Below are 16,103 nucleotides of genomic sequence, written 5' to 3'. Positions count from 1 at the left end.
AGCAGCTCTGAAGAGGGCTGTTTTATCGTGCCGAACTCCGGGGGCGGAATACGTTCGGGGGCGCGGTTTGGTATCAGCCGGTAGCAAGCCGGTGTTGTTTGGAGGAGATTTGCATGAAACGTCGTAATTTTCTGACCGGCGCGCTGGTTGCCGCGGCTTTGGGCATTGGCGCCATGGCGTCCACGCCGGTCTATGCTTCGCCGGAAAACCCGGTCATTGGCTTTTCCATCGACGATCTTCGCGTCGAGCGCTGGGCACGTGACCGCGACTATTTCATTGAAGCAGCAGAAAAGCTGGGCGCCAAGGTCAATGTACAGTCGGCTGACGGCAACGAGGAAAAGCAGGTCAAGCAGGTTGAAAACCTGATTGCGCAGGGTGTTGACGCCATCGTCATCGTGCCCATGAACTCCAAGGTTTTCGATGCGGTCGTGGCTGACGCCAAGGCATCCGGCATCAAGGTTCTGTCCTATGACCGTCTGATCCTCAATGCGGATATCGATGCCTATATCTCGTTCGACAATGAGCGCGTCGGCTTCATGCAGGCCGAAGCCGTCCTGAAGGCCAAGCCGGAAGGCAATTATTATCTCCTTGGCGGCTCGCCGACGGATAACAACGCCAAGCTTCTCCGTGCCGGACAGGAAAAGGCTCTGAAAGAAGCTATCGATTCCGGCAAGGTGAAGGTCATTGGCTCGCAGTGGGTGAAGGAGTGGAGCCCGACGGAAGCGCTCTCCATCATGGAAAATGCTCTGACGGCTGCACAGAACAAGATTGATGCGGTTGTCGCTTCAAATGACGGCACCGCCGGCGGCGCCATTCAGGCTCTTGCCGCGCAGGGACTGGCTGGAAAGACTGCTGTTTCCGGTCAGGATAGCGACCTTGCCGCCGTCAAGCGTCTGATTGACGGTACGCAGACCGTTACGGTCTACAAGCCGCTGAAACTCATTGCTTCGGAAGCTGCCAAGCTGACCGTCCAGATGGTCAAGGGTGAAACGCCTGAGTTCAATTCCAAGCTCGACAATGGCGGCAAGCAGGTCGACACGCTTCTGCTGACGCCGACTGCCGTGACCAAGGACAATATCGACATCTACGTTCAGGACGGCTTCTACACCAAGGAGCAGATTGAAGGGAAGTAAGCTTTTCCGGCGACTTATCCTTGAGAGAATAGTGGGGCCGGAAGTCTGGAAATCATGATCCAGCTTCTGGCCTCACCGACTTGTCGATGCTGTCTGTGACAGCGTTGTCCGGAACATTTCCGCCTGAAGATGGTGTGGTTTGAAACCGGACGGCTCATTCTGCTGCGTTACTGCAAGGTCATATGCGATGTCCGAATATCTTCTAGAGATGCGCAATATCGGTAAGGACTTCAACGGCGTGAAAGCGCTTGACGGTATTTACCTGAAAGTGCGCGCGGGGGAGTGTGTCGGCCTTTGCGGTGAGAACGGCGCGGGCAAATCCACGCTGATGAAAGTGCTTTCCGGCGTTTATCCCCATGGCACCTGGAGCGGGGAAATTTTCTGGGAAGGCCAGGAACTGAAGGCGACGGGCATCCGCGATACGGAAGCCGCGGGTATCGTCATCATCCATCAGGAACTCATGATGGTGCCGCATCTGTCGGTTGCGGAAAACATCTTTCTGGGATCGGAGCCGACAAGCGGAGGCTTCATCGATTATGACCAGATGAATGCGCGTGCGACGGAACTTCTGGCGCGCCTCAAGATCCATGACATCAATGTCGCGCTTCCGGTCTATCATTATCCGGGTGGCAAGCAGCAGTTGATCGAGATCGCAAAGGCGATCAACAAGAATGCGAAACTGCTCATTCTGGATGAGCCGACATCGGCGCTGACGGCATCCGAAACACGCGTCCTTCTCGATCTCATCAAGGACTTCAAGGCGCAAGGCATGGCCTGTGTCTACATCTCCCACAAGCTGGATGAAGTGGCCGAAATTTCCGACACGGTGACGGTCATTCGCGACGGAACGCATATCGCGACGAAGCCGATGGCGGAACTCACCACGCCAGCCATCATCACCATGATGGTGGGGCGCGAGATGAAAAACCTGTTTCCGCGCGAGCCGCACGATATTGGCGAGGTTGTTTTCGAGGCGCGCAATATCAACTGCTGGGATGTGACCAATCCGGATCGCAAGGTGGTCGACAATGTTTCATTCGCGCTGCGACGCGGTGAAATTCTCGGTATTGCCGGGCTGGTGGGCGCGGGGCGCACGGAACTGGTGTCCAGCCTGTTCGGTGTCTGGCCCGGAGCGCATGACGGGCAAGTCTTTCTGGAAGGCAAGGAGCTGAAGATCCGCACACCGCGTGATGCGGTTCGACAGGGCATCTGCATGGTGCCGGAGGACCGAAAGAAGGATGGCATCCTGCCGATCATGCCTGTGGGCTATAATATGACGGTCTCCGTGCTGGATCGCTTTTCCTTGCGCGGATTGCTCGACAAGGAAGCGGAACTGGCCACGATCCAGCGCGAAATTCTGCGCCTCAAGGTGAAGACTGCCGATCCGATGCTGGAAATTGCATCCCTGTCCGGTGGCAACCAGCAGAAGGCGGTGCTGTCGAAGATGATGCTGCCAGACCCCAAGGTGCTCATTCTCGATGAGCCGACGCGGGGCGTCGATGTTGGTGCGAAATATGAAATCTACAAACTGATCTTCGCACTCGCGAAACAGGGTGTCGCGGTGCTCATGGTCTCTTCCGAAATGCCGGAAGTTCTTGGCATCAGCGACCGTGTTCTCGTGATCGGTGAGGGCACGCTGCGTGGCGATTTCCCCAATGAAAATCTTACCCAGGAGAAGGTGCTTGCCGCTGCAATCGGCAAACCGATGACCAATGCGGCCTGATCCTCGAATAACTCTTTGTTTTCACGCATTTTCCTTATGCAAAACCGTTTCACATCTTTGCTGGAAATGCTCAAATTTGACCGGTGCATGATATGACATTGACGGGCAAAAGCCTTCGGAAGTTTCTGGCGGATTATAAGATTGTCGCGCTGCTGATTGTGGTTGCGCTCATCTGGGCATTGTTTGCGATCCTTACCTACGATCCTGAAATGGGACGTTCGCAGTTCCTGACGGCACGCAACTTCTCCAATCTTCTACGCCAGATGGCCATTACCGGAATGCTCGCATCGGCGATGGTTTTCGTCATCGTTGCCGGTGAAATCGATCTTTCGGTTGGCGCACTTTTGGGGCTTTTGGGCGGCATCGCCGCCGTTCTCGACGTGATCTACGGATGGCCCTTATGGGCGACGATCAGCACGGTTCTGGTTCTCGGCGTGGCGCTTGGCGCCTTTAACGGCTGGCTGACTGCCTATCTCGGCATACCGTCCTTCATCGTCACGCTTGGCGGCCAGCTTGTGTTTCGCGGCATCGTGCTCGGCATTATGGGTGGCGTCACCATTGCGCCGATCTCTCCGGAGTTCAAATATATCGGGCAGGGCTATCTGCCGGGCTGGCTTGGCAATCTCTGCGCTATTGCCCTGTTCGGCGTGCTGATCCTGATGACACTGCGCACGCGGGCCAGCAAGCGCAAGCATAATCTCCAGACACTTTCATCCGGAATGGAAGTCGCAAGGCTTCTCGGTATTGGTATCCTGATCCTCGGTTTTATCCTGATCCTTAACAGCTATCAGGGTGTGCCGGTTCCGGTGCTGATCCTGCTGGTGATCCTTGGCGTCTTCACTGTCATTGCAAAACAGACCGTGTTCGGTCGCCACATCTATGCGGTCGGCTCCAACACAGAAGCGACGCGCTTTTCCGGCGTGAACGTCAATTTCGTCAAAATGGCCGTCTTCGCACTGATGGGGTTGATGGCGGCGGTGGCTGGCCTGACAACGACCTCACGCCTCGCGGCAGGCACGCCATCGGCAGGCATGGGCGGCGAACTTGACGCCATTGCCTCCTGTTTCATCGGCGGCACCTCCATGCGCGGCGGCGTTGGTTCCGTGCTGGGTGCACTGGTCGGCGCGCTCATCATGTCGAGCCTCGACAACGGCATGTCCATGCTCGGCGTCGATACGTTCTGGCAGCAGATCATCAAGGGCAGCATTCTTGTTCTGGCTGTCTATCTCGACATCGTATCTTCCGGCACGCGGCGTGGATAAGTGCGGGTCTATATATTAGACAAATAAAATATATTGAGCCCTACCAATCAGCTGGCTAAACTGCGGCCATGACGATGCTCAAGGATATCGGCGGTCTGCTCGCTCTGACAGCCCGTCTTCTGGCACGGTTCTGGCCCCAGCTGCTGCTTATCGGTACGCTGGGCTATATTGCACGCGACTTGCTGCTCGATGCTGCGGTACGCGCGGGCGGATACTTTCCGCTCGCCGGAATGGTCGTGCTTTCGCTGGTCGTACTTGTGAAGCTGCTCGTCGTGGTGACGATGTTCGCCACGCTGCGCCCCGGATTGCCAGCGCTTGCTTCGTTGCGCCAAACCGCTACGGCAGGAACCGCACCGTCGCCCGACAATCGCAAGGCCGACCGTATGCTGATGGTGACGGCAGCCGTCATTCTGCCGTTCTTCGCCTATTACGCCGCATGGGGCTTTCTTGGCGACACAGTGCGCGAATATTCGCGGCTTGCTTTTGAGCGCACAGCCTTTGGCGAGAAGATGCACATATTCGACCTTGTGCGTTCCGGTAGCCTGATCGCGGCAATTTTCGTCTGCTGGCTGATCCGCTGGATTGCCAAACGGGCGAATGAGAAAGTCCATTCACCTTGGTTGCGGCTGTTGATTGTCGGCGCCGACGCAAGCTGGATATTCATAGGTCTGTTTGCGCTCGACAAGTGGAAGGATGATCTCATCCGCTGGATTGGGGCCGGGTCCCTGCTCGACAGTTTCGATGTCAGTGCTGCATGGTTTTCGATGAGCGCTTACGCTGCCGAAAATTTTGTGCCCGTGGAGTTCCAGCAACCGAGCTTCTGGGTACAGGCGCAGAATCTGTTCTTCTATGCGCTCCTGCCGATGGTCTGGCTGGTGATGGCCGCAATCATCTACGGCTATGATCTGTCCGCCAGGAAAGCACCGGTTCCGCCAGCCCCATCTCGCGGAACGACCTTCCGGAAGTGGTTGAGCGACTTCACTGCACATTATCTGGGCGGTTATCGCAGCCGCTACCGGCCTGTATGGACCTGCCTGAAACTGGTCGTCGGGGCAGGGCTTGGAACCCTGCTGTCGTTTATCGTTCTCTACCGTGCCATAAGCTGGACCGGCGCATGGATCTGGTACGGTACGACCCATTATCTTGGACCATACGATATCGAAATTTGGCAACGCATCGCCAATGTTCTGGCTATTCTGATCGGTAGCCCGACGGAGCTTGATGGCGGCATCCTGCTTGACGCAATACGTATCGCACTTCTGGCGGCAGTCCTCGAATATGCGTTGGTGAGCCAGAAGAACAGGGCTATTTTAGAACCAGATGCTCAGGCTGTTTCCCCAGCATAGAGAGCGATAGCGAAAGCTCTCCGACGTTTTCGGGAACAAGAAAGCTCTCGACGATACGAACCGGGGCGCTGCCATTTTCATTGGCAAGATCGTAGCATTTCGGCTTGTCGGCGGCTTCCGGTTTCAGTTTTTGGATTACTTGATTGGATACATACAACGTCGACCAGCTGCGGCCTTCAGTGTCCGTCGCAGTTACGAAACAGGGGATCAACTGTTTCAACTGTTCACCGTCCTGAATAGTCACTTCGATTTCTGCAAGCACGATATTCGTCTTTGGCAATGTGCCTGGAAACTTGTCCAATGCGACCAGTTTCCAGTTGGCACCAGCATAAGTCTGCACATCGCCACGCGGCACGACAATCGGCTCTTGCAGGTTCTGCTCGATCCATCGCAACAAACCGCCGTCGGAACGCACGAAAACAGCAAGGGGCAGGGCGATAATCAGGAGAGCAAGGCATATCCAGAACGATTTTCGCTCGCCTGAAGAGGCTGCTTCACTCATTGGCTGACCTCCAATTGCCAGGGCATGATGGTCCCCATGCGTTTGATCGCGATTGACTGGCTGACATTGTCCTGCGCCGTGGAGTTCATGCTGATCTGCACCTGTTCTGAAAGAGGGGTCAGTGAAGATTCGGCAATGAGCAGCTTTCCACCTGCGATCTGGTCACGCGGCAATTCAAACACCATCAGTATAGGACGTGGAATCCCCGGCTCCAGTCGTTCTGAGCCGACTATACCGGGCGCATAAGTCGGACGTTTGCTCATGGCGTAGCGGATACCGTTCGGCCCAAGCCATTCGACAGCCGCGAGGCCAAGGCTCTCGATCTTTGCTTTGGCTGCGGCCTCGATGACCAGCCATTCGCCATCCGTATTATAGGCGCGGGTGCTTCCGATGCCGGGTGTCGTCAGTTGCCGGGCCCGATAAACATTCACGATGCCGACGACAAAACGACTGGTTTCTGCTGGCTTTCCCTGCTGTCCTTCAATGGTTACGGAGGAAAAGATATCGCTGTAATAGGGGGTGGAATGCTGCATGCCATATAGCGCGGCGGCGGCCACGCACAGCATGAGAGTGTTTTTGAGCCAGCCCATCATCCTTCGCTCTCGGCAGATGACATATGAACAGGCAATTGGATGACCGCGATGGGGTCCCGATCAAGCCATGTAGAGGCCCCATAGAGATTATCCCGCTTCTTGTAGATTTCACTGCCAATGAGGAGCCGCACTTTCTGCGGCGGAGTTTCACCTTGCGGCCATTCCCATACTACGGTCAGCTTTTCCGGCATGCCGGGATTGATCGGGCTCGCAATCCATTTGTCCTTGATGATGTAAACGATTGGGTCTTTCAGCGCCGGATTTGGCGGATCGAGGGTGAGGAGCCTTCGCGATGCATAGGCTGACGACGCGGAGCGATTGTCCAGATTGACATCGACCATGAGGTAGTTCTTGGGCTCGTAAGGTTTCACACCGGTCGGTGGAACAGAGCTAAAGCGCGCGCCGGTTATCGCCACGTGCCAGCGTCCAGTATCGACCGTCTCGCCGGGGTTCAGTTCCCGCATAGGCTCAGGATTGGCTGCTTCATAAATTGCTGCTGCATAGGAGAATACGCTTGCGGCGGCCGTGCCGATACCCGCAATGACGATGGCAGCCAGTCGCTGCCGGAAGCTTCGACGCTGTTCGTCCGCCATGACACCTCCCTCTGTGCTGGCGATTCAAACGACAATACAGGCCCCCGGCCAAGCCCCCGGTTCCTATAGCATATCAATGCTCCAGCGTCATCTTTTGGCTTAACCTAGGTTAACCTTCCTCGACGAACACCTCGTCGCGCTTCTTGCGTACCGATGGAAGCAGCACGACCACGAGAACGGCCGCAGCTATGGCGAGCAGAATGGCGCTGATCGGGCGGGTGAAAAAGGTTGCCGGGTCGCCGCGTGACAGGATCATGGCGCGTCGCAGATGTTCCTCCAGCAACGGGCCGAGAACGAAGCCAAGCAGCAGGGGGGCGGGTTCGCAGCGCAGTTTGGCCAGCAGATAGCCGATGAAGCCGAAGAAGGCGACTGCGTAGAGATCGTAGACATTCGAATTGACGCTATAAACGCCGATTGAACAGAAAGTCATGATAATCGGAAAAAGCACATAATAGGGCACTGTCAGAAGCTTTACCCACAGGCCGATCAGTGGCAGGTTCAAGATGATGAGCATGAGATTGCCGATCCACATCGACGCAATCACACCCCAGAACAAGGCGGGTTGTTCTGTTGCAACATTCGGGCCTGGCACGATGCCCTGAATAATCATGGCGCCGATCATCAATGCCATGACCGGATTGGCTGGAATGCCGAGTGTGAGCATCGGAATGAAGGATGTCTGCGCACCGGCATTGTTGGCGGATTCCGGTCCTGCAACGCCTGCTATCGCGCCCTTTCCGAACTCTTCCGGCGTATCGGAAATACGCTTTTCCACCGTGTAGGAAGCAAAAGACGCCAGAATGGCACCACCGCCGGGCAGGATACCAAGCGCCGAACCGATGACCGTTCCGCGCAGGATTGGCGCAGTCATGCGCTTGAAATCGTCGCGCGTCGGCATCAGTCCTGTGACTTTGGCCATCAGCACTTCGCGCGCATGTTCATTTTCGAGATTGCGCAGAATTTCAGCGATGCCGAACACGCCGACAGCAACGGCAACGAAATTGAGGCCATCCGCATATTCTGTAATGCCGAGCGTGAAACGCGGTGTGCCGGTGTAGATGTCAGTACCGATAAGACCGAGCAGCAGCCCCAGTACAACCATCGCCAGAGCCTTGATGATCGAACCGTGCGCCAGTGCCACGGACGACACCAGCCCGACGACCATCAGCGAGAAATACTCAGCCGAGCCGAATTTCAGGGCGATTTCTGTGAGTGGCGGAGCGAAGATCGCCACCAGAAAGGTGGAGACAGTGCCGGCGAAGAATGAACCGATTGCCGCGATTGCAAGTGCTGCACCGGCACGCCCGCGGCGCGCCATCTGGTAGCCGTCGATGGCCGTCACCGCCGACGAGGATTCTCCCGGCATGTTGATGAGAATTGCGGTTGTCGACCCGCCATATTGGGCACCGTAATAGATGCCAGCAAGCATGATCAGTGCGGAAACCGGATCGCCAATCTGGAACGTGATCGGAAGAAGCATGGCAATGGTCGCGGTGGCACCGATGCCCGGCAAAACGCCGATCAACGTGCCAAGCAATACGCCGATAAGGCAAAAGCCGAGATTGGCAAGCGTCGATGCTGTTGAGAAGCCAAGCGCAAGATTGTTGAAAAGCTCCATGCTCGTGCCCCCTTTAGAACGGCCACCAGGGCCCGAAACGCTGATATGGCAGCGCGAGCGCGTAGCTGAAGACAATGACCGAAAAGACCGTGATTGCAGCGGCAAGAATGATTGCTGCAAGTGGTTTCATACGCATCGAGGCGAAAGAGGCGATGAGACAGGTCAGAAACAGCGACGGTACGAAGCCGAGGCCGCGCACGGTCAGGCCGAAGAATATCGGCGCAGGCAGAATAAAGAACAGGCCGCGCCAAGCGATCGGGCCGATAGGCTCGCCGGAGACACGTGTAGCCTGAATAAGGATGACCAGTCCAAGCAGGATTAGCACACCGGAAAGGACAAGTGGGAAATATCCCGGTCCCATACGTAACGATGTGCCGAGGTCCAGACCAAGCGACTGATAGGCAAAAAAGGCACCTGTCAGTGCGAGCAGTGCACCGCACAATCCGTTGGTCGGATCTATTGAGAATTTCCTTGAGGGCTCGTTCATGGCCAATCGTCTTTCGGATTTGCCGTTGAAAGGGCTATGCCGGAAGATCGGCATATGACGTCGGTCGTGTATCCCGTCGACTGCAGTTTGATGTGCAGCCGAAGGGAAAACGACAATCAAGGCGCGTCAGATGACATGCCTTGATTGTTTCCTGTACGATCAGTCCGCGTATTGTCCTGCGGCTTCGATAATCGGCTTCCAGCGCGCGATTTCGGTTTCGAGCTTGGCCTTCAACGCGGCCGGTGTCGCATCGGATTCCGGAGACGGCTTTGTGCCGAGTTCGGCAAAACGGGCAACCACATTCTGGTCTTTCAAGGCCACCTGAAGCGACTTCGACAGACGTTCGGTGACTTCCGCCGGGGTTCCCTTGGGGGCATAGATGCCATGCCAGATGCCCACTTCCATGCCGTCCAGACCGGCTTCCTTGGTAGTCGGAAGGTCTTTCAGCACGTCCAGACGTTCAGGCGAGGTAACGGCATAAGCCTTGATCGTGCCGGCCTGAATCTGCTTCGTCGTGTTGGTGGTCTGGTCACACATGATGTCGACCTGTCCACCGAGAAGATCGGTCATGGCCGGGCCGGTTCCCTTGTAGGGAACTGTGACGAGCGGCGTTTCAATCGCGCTCATGAACAACATGCCGCAAAGATGCGATGCCGCGCCGATACCGGCATTGGCGACCGTCGCCGTATCCTTGTTGGCCTTGGCATATTCGATCAGCCCCTTGAGATCGGTTGGCTCAAGGTCTTTGCGTGCAACAATCGTCATCGGAACTTCCGTGACAAGACCGACATATTCAAACGCGTTCAGCGTGTCATAGGCGAGCTTGCGGTAAAGCGTGGCGCTTGTGGCCATGCCGATATGGTGAAGCAGAAGCGTATAGCCATCCGGATCGGCGGTTGCGACACGCCCGGCACCGAGTGTTCCACCTGCGCCGCCAACATTCTCGACGATAACCTGTTGTCCGAGATCCTTGGACATGGATTCTGCCACAAGTCGCGTGACAGTGTCGGTAGGCCCACCGGCTGAGAAAGGCACGACCATGGTGATCGTCCGTTCCGGATAATTTTGTGCCTGTGCGGTGAAAGCTGCGGTGGAAATAGCAAGTGTTGTCGCCAGAGCGGCGATAGTTTTCATCATAGCGTCCTCCCAGACTATGTTGCGGCGGGCGTGCCGGTATTCTGAATTTGGTTCCCCACGCCTCTTTGGGCGCTTCGGGCAATCAGATGCGATACTATTCAATGACTGCAATAAAATGTTTCTGCACCGTTGTTGCTCTTGAATCGGCAGAATTATTCGGTGCGCTTGAAAAAGAATGTAGATGTATCCCGGCGGCTTGCCAATGCCTGACCTTCAATGAAAGCGCTTGTACTACCAAAGTCTGGGTAGCTCGCTTGTCATGTTTTCGCTGTGCGCTGGCGTATCGTCTTGAAGGTTCTTTCTGATCGGGGCTAATCTTATGCAGTTTTGATTGCGGGAAGCTCAGCATTCAAGACGAGGTGATCGACGAGGCTCCTGGCCGGTGTGGTTAGTTCTTCTAAGGATTGCACCGCTATTGCCAGATTTCTTCTTGCCCAAGCATCGGAGATAGCGACCGTTGCAATGGGGAGTGTCTTTCTAAGGCGTCGGGCGGCGGTCTGCGGAATGATCGCAACACCTACGCTGGCAGCCACCATATTACCGACCCCTTCAAACGTGCGGAGTTTCGTCCTGATTTTAAGCCTGCCGCCTAGCCGGGTTGCCTGAATTTCGAGGTGCTCCTGCAGTGCGCCAGCTGATAGACCGATGAACTGTTCCTGCAGGATGTCAGAGAAACTCACGCGCTTATGTTCAGCCAGCGGATGGCTTCTGGCAGTGATCAGTACCAGCTGATCTATTGCAAAAGGAACCAGTTCCAAACCCGCAGTTTCCACCGCATCCGATAAAATTCCGATCTCTACAAAACCGCGCAAAATGGCACGAGCAATATCGCTGCTCTGTCGTTCTTTCAACTCCACATCGATGCGAGGATTTTTTGCCATCCAGGCGGCGAGTTTTGCCGGAAGATATTCGGTGACGGTAGCGGTATTGGCCGCGACGCGAATGGCTGTGCGCATGGCTTTGGCATGTGAGCCCAATTCGCTATGCAGGTCGGCCATCTGCCGCATGACCGCTCTTGCGTGATGGACAAGGGCTTCGCCTGCTTCGGTAAGGGCAACGCCGCGTCGTCCCCGCTCCAGAAGCAAAACCTGCCCGGAGGCCTCCATGTCACGCAGGCGCTCGCTTGCCGCTGGAAGCGACAGGCCGACTTCAGCCGCACCATGAGTGATGCTGCCGGTATCGGCGACAGCGAGGAAGAGGCGAAGGTCGGTAAGATCAAAGCGCATAAGCAATGTTAGCGCGAATTCTGCCTATGGGAAAGCCGAAGGCTCGATAAGGAACTTCCGCATTCCGTCTGATGGCCAAGTCGCTATAGCAGGGGCATGACTTATTCTTTATCCTTGATCCTGACGATTGCGGTTACATTCCTCGGTGCCGGCTTTGTCAAAGGCGTGACAGGAATGGGGCTGCCCACAGTCGCCATGGGCATATTGGGCGCGCTGATATCTCCGCTCGCAGCTGCAAGCCTGCTGATTATTCCGTCGTTCATCACCAATCTTTGGCAGCTTCTGGCGGGGCCTAGCTTCGGTCAGCTTATGCTCCGTCTCTGGAGCATGATGCTTGCCATTGCAGTCGGGACCATTGCGGGAACTGCGGTTCTGGTCGGGGGGAACATTGCAGTCACCACATCGATGCTGGGCTTTTCGCTCGTTATCTATGCAGCCTACACGTTGTTCGCCCGCCAGCTACAGGTGTCGGAAAAGCTTGAACGCCTGCTGTCACCTGTCATCGGGCTGCTGACCGGCTTGATTGCGGGCGCTACAGGGATATTCGTCATACCGGCTGTGCCCTATCTGCAATCGCTAGGATTCAGAAAAGATGATCTTGTGCAGTCGCTCGGGCTTTCCTTTACTGTCTCGACTGCTGCACTTGCGATCGGGCTTTCGAGCAGGCAGGCATATTCCGGTGATCTCCTGCTGGTGTCTGTTCTGGCCATTGTTCCTTCACTGGTTGGCATGTTCCTAGGGCAGGCTTGTCGCCGCAAAATCCGACCGGAAAACTTCCGTCGATGGTTTCTGATCGGCCTTATGATCCTCGGGCTTGAAATGACATTGAGACCATTGTTCTCGATGAGTTGATGAACGGGGAACAATTTTTCTATTCCGGCAAGCGGATGCTGATTTGCTTTCTTGTTCGAATCCGGCAAGGGCAGGATATTGTCTCACCTCCAAGAGAACAGTCTTTAGCTTCAACGGGTTTTCGCTGAAGCGTCCCCTATCATCGGCCTGATTGACGGAATGACCCAGAGAGATCCAGAACAACACCAGTCGCGTGCGCTCCGACTGTTCAAGCCGGTTCTTGCCGGTGCAACGCTGCGAGAACGTTCGATTGCTTGCCTCGGTGCCTTGATTGGTATCGCGCTGACCGGATTCATATCGAGCATGCTGCTGGGAAGCGGTCCGCATCTGCCTTTGATCGTAGCGCCAATCGGTGCTTCGGCGGTTCTGCTTTTCGCAGTTCCAACCAGTCCGCTGGCGCAGCCGTGGTCGATCATCGGTGGCAACACGATTTCCGCCTTTGTGGGACTGGCCGTCACCCAGTTTGTTGATGATCCGGCTTTGGCGATCGGCCTTGGCGTGGCGCTCGCCATCGCGGCAATGTCGGTTACCCGTAGCCTCCATCCGCCCGGCGGCGCAGCGGCGCTGACTGCAGTTCTGGGTGGTTCTGCGGTTGCCAAGTGGGGATTGCTGTTTCCGCTTGTGCCGGTCGCGCTGAACTCTTGCCTTCTGGTCGGCCTTGGTATCCTTTTTCACAAACTGTCGCGTCGGAAATATCCGCACGTGGCGGCGGCTGCGCCGGTAAACAAGCACAGCACCGAAGATTTGCCGCCTTCGGTCCGGATGGGTATCCGCGAGGAAGATATCGACCGCGCCTTGCTTGCACTGGATGAAAGCTTCGATATCGATCGCAACGATCTTGGACGTCTGCTGCGGCAAGTGGAGCTTGAAGTGTCCATTCGTTCCCACGGCGACCTGACCTGCGCCGATATTATGTCTCGTGATGTCGTCAGTATCGATGAAGACGCAACGGCGAGCCAGGCGCGCGACCTGATCTTGCGGCATAATCTACTGACCTTGCCGGTACACACGGCCGACGGTCGCCTGAAAGGCGTAGTCGGTTTGCGCGAATTGATGCATCCGGGTGACGATTTCAGAAACTATATCGTGGAAGCGCCCACCGCTGCGCAAGCCGATCCGGTGATGAGCCTTCTGCCCAGCCTGACCGATGGATTGGCGCATGCTGTCGTGGTTGTTGATGAAATGCGCCGCATCATTGGTTTGGTGTCGCAAAGCGATCTTCTGAGCACACTCGCGCGTTCACTTCCCGATGAAAAGCGGGCGCCTCTGAAAGCGGCATAACCTGCCGGGCCTGCGCTTCTCTATTGAATTGGAATGGTTTTCCGGGCAGGGTTTCCTGACCCGGAAATCTGCAGCAGGTGATTATGTCCGTCCAGCGCGCGAGCTTCTATATTCTACTGGCACTGGTCACCATCGCCTTTGCATGGCTGCTGTTGCCTTATTATTCGGCGGTTCTCTGGGCAGTCATTCTCGCCGTGGTTTTTTCGCCAGTACAACAGCGCCTGGAACGTCTGCTCGGCGGCAGGAAAAACATTGCCGCTCTGCTTTCCGTGCTGATGTGCATCTGTCTGGTCATCATTCCAATGCTCGCGATTTTCGGTTCGCTGGTACAGGAGGGGAATTCTCTCTATCAACGCCTGAGCAGTCGCGAGTTTGATCTGAACAGCTATATCTCACGCGTTCTGGGCGCCTTGCCGGATTCGCTGGAGGAGTGGCTGACCCGGTTCGAGCTGGGTGATTTCGCGGAATGGCGGGCGCGCATATCGTCTGCGATCATGCAGGGTAGTCAGCTTTTTGCCGGAAAACTGGTCAGCTTCGGCCAGAACACGCTGCAATTCTTCATCGGCTTCGGCATCATGCTCTATCTGCTGTTCTTCCTGTTTCGCGACGGTGCGGACCTTGGACGGAAGATCAGGCAGGCCATTCCGCTCAACGATGATTACACGCGGCAGTTTCTGGAAAAGTTCATCGCTGTCATCCGCGCGACGGTGAAAGGCAATATCATCATTGCCATCATTCAGGGCACGATCGGCGGTGTGACTTTCTGGTCCTTGGGCGTCGAGGCGGCTTTGCTCTGGGGCGTGTTGATGACATTCCTTTCCATGCTGCCAGCGGTCGGCGCAGCACTGGTCTGGGTGCCGGCAGCGGCCTGGTTCTTTGCAAGCGGAGAATGGATCAGCGGAGGTATTCTGGTTTTCGTGGGCGTATTCGTGATCGGACTGGTCGATAATCTCCTGCGCCCGCCTCTGGTCGGAAAAGGCACCCGCATGCCGGATTATGTCGTGCTGATCTCCACGGTTGGGGGCATTTCACTGATCGGGATCAATGGTTTTGTGGTCGGGCCGCTGATTGCCGCGATGTTCATTGCTGCGTGGTCGCTTCTGGCAGAAGAGCAGAAGGGGAATAGCTCCGCTCAACTGCCAAAGAACTAAATCTTACGCGACCTTCAGTTCCGCGATGGGAAGTCCGGTTTCGGTCATCTTGTTGTCGACACCATTTTCATCGAGAAACTGCTTCATTTCGGCATAGGTCTCGAACCATGCCCGGTTATACTTGTCGAACAACGACTGATCCCAATAGTCTTCCAGCCGAAAAGGCTTGTCGCTGAAGACGTCATAGCTCGGTATCTTGTAGGTTTCGGCAAATTCGGCTGTACGGCTGTCATAGGTGAAATAGATGGACGGTACGCCGTTGGCCAGCGCCATCAGATTACCATGCAAGCGATAGCCGAGAACGAGCTGTTGCCTGCGCACCAGTTCCTCGTAATCGGCAACGACATCCGAATAGAACATGCGATGGCGATAGAGGTTTTCTATTGTCTCGTCGAAATACCAGTCTGCTGTCCAGCGATGGTTCTTGAGCGCTGCAATGGCCTCCTCCTTCTGCTCCGCAGTGCCGAAGACCATCTTCTTCTCATCGATCTCGCCCTGAGCCATCAAGGTCACATCGAAGCGCCCGGCCATGGTTTTGATAAGGTCGCGGTGACGCGTCAGATATTGCTCGATATCCTGTGCATAGGCTGGTGAAACCTCGCGGCGAACCGTAACGCCGACTTGAGTCACGTTTTCCAGTGGTGGCAACTTGATACGCAAATGCTGGTTGTTGCGGCGAAACGCAGTCGGACAACCGACGATGCGCACATTGCGGATGCCGATATCGTTCAGTACCTGCGCCGTGTAAGCGCCGCGCACACCGATGGATGTCGTCGAATCTGCAATGATGCGCAGGACCGCCTTGGTCTCTTCGGAAAGCTGTATTTCCCCTCTGACCGGCGCTTGTGCTCCGATACCGAATGCTATGACCGGCAGTTTAAGCCGTTGCAAGACCGGGATCGTGTCGCGCCAGTTCATATCCTTGTTGATATAGTTCGAACCGCGCAGGATCACATAATCATACTCTTCACGCAGCTGATCAATTTTCTCAGGTGAGAAATTGGTGATCGGAAGTTCGGAAGCCTTCTCGTAATTCATCAGTTTCAACGATGACTCGAACACGAAGGCATCGCCGATATTGTGATAATGATTGATGCTGCCCTGAACGTCGGTGTGACGATACCAGCGGACATTGTCGTGATCGTACACTTCTCCCGCAGGGATCATGACGAGGGCGCGTGCCATACGGTCTTCCTTCT

The 16,103-nt window shown here is 55.9% G+C and carries 15 protein-coding genes; 7 read left to right on the top strand and 8 right to left on the bottom strand.

Going from position 1 to position 16,103, the window contains the following annotated elements; all coding sequences use genetic code 11:
• The first annotated feature begins 113 nt into the window (after nucleotides 1-113).
• The 4 genes from xylF (at nucleotide 114) to AC1RHM_RS14435 (ending at nucleotide 5,464) form a co-directional block, all read left to right on the top strand.
• On the top strand, nucleotides 114-1,133 hold the full coding sequence (gene xylF / locus AC1RHM_RS14450; protein WP_010658612.1) for a D-xylose ABC transporter substrate-binding protein: 1,020 nt from the start codon (nucleotides 114-116) through the stop codon (nucleotides 1,131-1,133).
• 187 nt (nucleotides 1,134-1,320) lie between these two features.
• Complete coding sequence (locus tag AC1RHM_RS14445; RefSeq protein ID WP_010658613.1) at nucleotides 1,321-2,856, top strand: xylose ABC transporter ATP-binding protein; 1,536 nt, start codon at nucleotides 1,321-1,323, stop codon at nucleotides 2,854-2,856.
• Between the two features lie 92 nt (nucleotides 2,857-2,948).
• Complete coding sequence (locus AC1RHM_RS14440; protein WP_010658614.1) at nucleotides 2,949-4,118, top strand: sugar ABC transporter permease; 1,170 nt, start codon at nucleotides 2,949-2,951, stop codon at nucleotides 4,116-4,118.
• Nucleotides 4,119-4,186: 68 nt separating this feature from the next.
• Nucleotides 4,187-5,464 (top strand): hypothetical protein, encoded by a 1,278-nt coding sequence (locus tag AC1RHM_RS14435; RefSeq protein WP_151576813.1) that lies wholly within the window; start codon nucleotides 4,187-4,189, stop codon nucleotides 5,462-5,464.
• Here the strand turns inward: AC1RHM_RS14435 and AC1RHM_RS14430 are convergent.
• The 7 genes from AC1RHM_RS14430 to AC1RHM_RS14400 form a co-directional block, all read right to left on the bottom strand.
• The gene (locus AC1RHM_RS14430; protein WP_010658616.1) at nucleotides 5,424-5,966 is read right to left on the bottom strand and encodes a hypothetical protein; all 543 of its coding nucleotides are present in this window, start codon (nucleotides 5,964-5,966) and stop codon (nucleotides 5,424-5,426) included. The two genes, AC1RHM_RS14435 and AC1RHM_RS14430, sit on opposite strands and share 41 nt — an antisense overlap.
• The gene (locus AC1RHM_RS14425) at nucleotides 5,963-6,556 is read right to left on the bottom strand and encodes a hypothetical protein (RefSeq protein WP_010658617.1); all 594 of its coding nucleotides are present in this window, start codon (nucleotides 6,554-6,556) and stop codon (nucleotides 5,963-5,965) included. Before AC1RHM_RS14425 ends, AC1RHM_RS14430 begins: the two co-directional genes overlap by 4 nt.
• On the bottom strand, nucleotides 6,556-7,152 hold the full coding sequence (locus AC1RHM_RS14420) for a hypothetical protein (protein ID WP_010658618.1): 597 nt from the start codon (nucleotides 7,150-7,152) through the stop codon (nucleotides 6,556-6,558). The genes AC1RHM_RS14425 and AC1RHM_RS14420 overlap by 1 nt, the downstream gene beginning before the upstream one ends.
• Nucleotides 7,153-7,261: 109 nt before the next feature.
• Nucleotides 7,262-8,770: a tripartite tricarboxylate transporter permease gene (locus tag AC1RHM_RS14415; RefSeq protein ID WP_010658619.1), complete on the bottom strand. Its 1,509-nt coding sequence runs from the start codon at nucleotides 8,768-8,770 to the stop codon at nucleotides 7,262-7,264.
• 13 nt (nucleotides 8,771-8,783) lie between these two features.
• Nucleotides 8,784-9,257 (bottom strand): tripartite tricarboxylate transporter TctB family protein, encoded by a 474-nt coding sequence (locus AC1RHM_RS14410; RefSeq protein ID WP_010658620.1) that lies wholly within the window; start codon nucleotides 9,255-9,257, stop codon nucleotides 8,784-8,786.
• 159 nt (nucleotides 9,258-9,416) lie between these two features.
• A complete protein-coding gene (locus AC1RHM_RS14405; RefSeq protein ID WP_010658621.1) occupies nucleotides 9,417-10,394 on the bottom strand; it encodes a tripartite tricarboxylate transporter substrate-binding protein in 978 nt (325 codons plus the stop codon).
• A gap of 317 nt (nucleotides 10,395-10,711) precedes the next feature.
• Nucleotides 10,712-11,620: a LysR substrate-binding domain-containing protein gene (locus AC1RHM_RS14400; RefSeq protein WP_010658622.1), complete on the bottom strand. Its 909-nt coding sequence runs from the start codon at nucleotides 11,618-11,620 to the stop codon at nucleotides 10,712-10,714.
• Between the two features lie 96 nt (nucleotides 11,621-11,716).
• Between AC1RHM_RS14400 and AC1RHM_RS14395 the strand changes: the two genes are divergently transcribed.
• From AC1RHM_RS14395 to AC1RHM_RS14385, 3 genes are all read left to right on the top strand, one after another.
• Nucleotides 11,717-12,472 carry a sulfite exporter TauE/SafE family protein gene (locus AC1RHM_RS14395; protein WP_010658623.1) on the top strand — a complete coding sequence of 252 codons (756 nt, stop codon included), beginning with the start codon at nucleotides 11,717-11,719 and terminating at the stop codon, nucleotides 12,470-12,472.
• A 159-nt stretch (nucleotides 12,473-12,631) separates the two neighbouring features.
• Nucleotides 12,632-13,753, top strand: a complete 1,122-nt coding sequence (locus AC1RHM_RS14390) for an HPP family protein (RefSeq protein WP_010658624.1) — start codon at nucleotides 12,632-12,634, stop codon at nucleotides 13,751-13,753.
• An 83-nt stretch (nucleotides 13,754-13,836) separates the two neighbouring features.
• Nucleotides 13,837-14,904 (top strand): AI-2E family transporter, encoded by a 1,068-nt coding sequence (locus AC1RHM_RS14385; RefSeq protein WP_010658625.1) that lies wholly within the window; start codon nucleotides 13,837-13,839, stop codon nucleotides 14,902-14,904.
• Nucleotides 14,905-14,907: 3 nt separating this feature from the next.
• Here the strand turns inward: AC1RHM_RS14385 and AC1RHM_RS14380 are convergent, their stop codons facing one another.
• The gene (locus AC1RHM_RS14380) at nucleotides 14,908-16,089 is read right to left on the bottom strand and encodes a polysaccharide pyruvyl transferase family protein (RefSeq protein WP_010658626.1); all 1,182 of its coding nucleotides are present in this window, start codon (nucleotides 16,087-16,089) and stop codon (nucleotides 14,908-14,910) included.
• Between the last annotated feature and the right edge of the window lie 14 nt (nucleotides 16,090-16,103).

The organism is Brucella sp. GW823-FHT04E01, from assembly GCF_058796175.1.
Note: the sequence above shows the minus strand (reverse complement) of the source record. Positions and strands in the feature narration are given on the sequence as shown.